3 protein-coding genes are annotated in these 2,301 nt (G+C 62.7%); 2 read left to right on the forward strand and 1 reads right to left on the reverse strand.

Translation table 11 applies throughout. The features are described 5' to 3' along the window. The coding region (thrH, locus tag OXG98_14980) for a bifunctional phosphoserine phosphatase/homoserine phosphotransferase ThrH (GenBank protein MCY3773308.1) at positions 1–259 on the reverse strand (259 nt) is incomplete at its 3' end. A gap of 237 nt (positions 260–496) precedes the next feature. Between thrH and OXG98_14985 the strand changes: the two genes are divergently transcribed. Continuing rightward, entirely contained in the window at positions 497–1,213 is a 717-nt protein-coding gene (locus OXG98_14985; protein MCY3773309.1) for a phosphoadenylyl-sulfate reductase, read from the forward strand. Between the two features lie 119 nt (positions 1,214–1,332). Then, positions 1,333–2,301, forward strand: a 969-nt coding sequence (gene cysB / locus OXG98_14990; GenBank protein ID MCY3773310.1) for an HTH-type transcriptional regulator CysB, incomplete at its 3' end; no start/stop codon positions are given.

The raw sequence follows: 2,301 nt of genomic DNA on the forward strand, positions 1-2,301 counted from the left end.
GGACCTGGTATCGCTCACGGGCCCAGTCCAGAAACTCCCGGGCGCCCGGGAGCGGCTCGACGCCGTCGATGACCTTGCGAATCATGGAGAACGCCAGGTCGTGCTCGCGCAGGACCTTCATGCGGAACTGCATGAGTTCGTCGTAGTCGGGAATGTCGCGGGTGGTCTTGTTGAGCGCGTCCAGCCCCGTGCGCCCGGCGACGGCCTGCCAGATTTCCGGAATCAGTACGCCTTCCAGGTCCAGGCACAGCACCTTCATTGGCATTCTCCTAGCGTTACGCGGTGATTGCGGACGGGCCGGGCGCTCGGGATTCGCGGTCGGACGCCTGCCTGTCTCCGGGGCCGGTTCGATTGGCCGCGCTGATCGCCGAGCTTCGCGTTGCGATGAAAGTCGGTGAACTTTCAGTGTTAAGCATATGCCAACACAGTATTTTCCAGCCGGTGTCGACGATTGGTAGGCTGCGCCGCCACATCCGACGGACGCGGAGCATGAGTGATGGAAGCGCAAAAAGCCAGCACCGGAGTTGATCCGCAGTCGCTGCTGGCGGAGATTGCCCGCCGGTACAAACCCGGGGAGGCGGCCATTTCGTTCAGTGGCGCGGAAGACGTCGTGCTGGTCGATATGGCTCAACGCGCGGGTCTCGAGTTGGATGTGTTTTCACTCGACACCGGGCGGCTCCACCCGGAAACCTACGAGTTCCTCGAGCGTGTGCGCAAGCACTACGGTATCGTCATCGAACTGGTGATGCCCGAGGCAGAAGCCGTCACTGAACTGGTCCGCGCGAAGGGGCTCTTCAGCTTTCTCCAGGACGGCCATGGAGAGTGCTGCGGGCTGCGCAAGGTCGAACCGCTGCGCCGCAAGCTTGGCACGCTCCAGGCCTGGATTACCGGGCAACGCAAGGATCAGGGCGTGACCCGCACCGACCTGCCCCACGAGCAGGAAGACCGGGCGTTTTCGACACCGGCTCACCGGCTGGTCAAATTCAATCCGCTCGCCGATTGGACGTCCGTCGAGGTATGGAACTACATCCGCGAGCGGGGGGTGCCGTATAACCCGCTGCACGACCGGGGGTTCGTTTCCATCGGTTGCGAGCCCTGCACCCGTCCCGTGGGCCCGCACCAGCACGAACGCCTCGGCCGCTGGTGGTGGGAGGATGCCGCGCAAAAGGAGTGCGGCCTGCACGCCCAGAACGCGATCAAGATCGTCGGTTGAAGAATCGGTCATCCGGCGAACCGGGGACAAGTTAGGCGCGTTAGTTATATGTAGCTATCTCGTTATAGCCAAATGATGATATGCCGATGTACAGTGCGCGTATACGGCGGACGCTGGCAATGAAACTCCAACAGCTTCGTTACATCTGGGAAGTCGCGCACCACGACCTGAACGTGTCGGCAACGGCACAGAGCCTATTCACCTCGCAGCCCGGGGTCAGCAAACAGATCCGCCTGCTTGAGGACGAACTGGGCGTGGAGATATTCGCCCGCAGCGGCAAGCACCTGACGCACATCACGCCCGTTGGAGAGACGATCATCGAGGTGGCCGGCCGCATCCTCCGCCAGGCGGAGAGCATCAAGCACATCGCCGAGGAATACAGCAACGAACGGCACGGCGAGCTCTCCATCGCCACCACCCACACCCAGGCCCGCTACGCCCTGCCGCGCATCATTACCCGTTTTCGGGAGGCCTATCCCGGCGTCACCCTGCAGATGAACCAGGGCTCTCCCTCGCAGCTTGCCGAACTCGCCACACAGGGAGATGTCGACTTCGTGATCGCCACGGAGGGCCTGCACCTGTTCAAGGATCTCATCATGATGCCCTGCTACCGCTGGTACCGGGACATCGTGGTTCCCAGGGGCCACCGTCTGGCCGAGAAAGGTTCTCTGACTCTCGCCGATGTGGCGTCGGAACCCATCGTGACCTACGTATTCGGTTTTACCGGACGCTCGATGCTCGACAAGGCCTTCCTGGCCGAGGGCCTGACCCCCAACGTGGCGTTCACCGCCACCGATACGGATGTCATCAAGACCTACGTGCGCCTCGGGATGGGTGTGGGCATCATCGCTTCCATGGCGTTCGACCCGCTGGTGGACGGCGACCTGGTAACCCTGGACGGCTCACACCTTTTCGAGCCCAGCACCACCCACATCGGCTTTCGGCGCGGGACCTTCCTGCGCAGGTTCATGTACGACTTCATAGCCTGGTTCGCACCGCACCTCGACCAGGAGATCGTGGACGAGGCCATACGTTGCCCCACCCAGGCCGCCCGGGAACGGCTGTTCGCCGACATTAGCCTTCCGGTG

The organism is Gemmatimonadota bacterium (assembly GCA_026706345.1).
In the GTDB taxonomy this organism is placed as follows: domain Bacteria; phylum JAAXHH01; class JAAXHH01; order JAAXHH01; family JAAXHH01; genus JAAXHH01.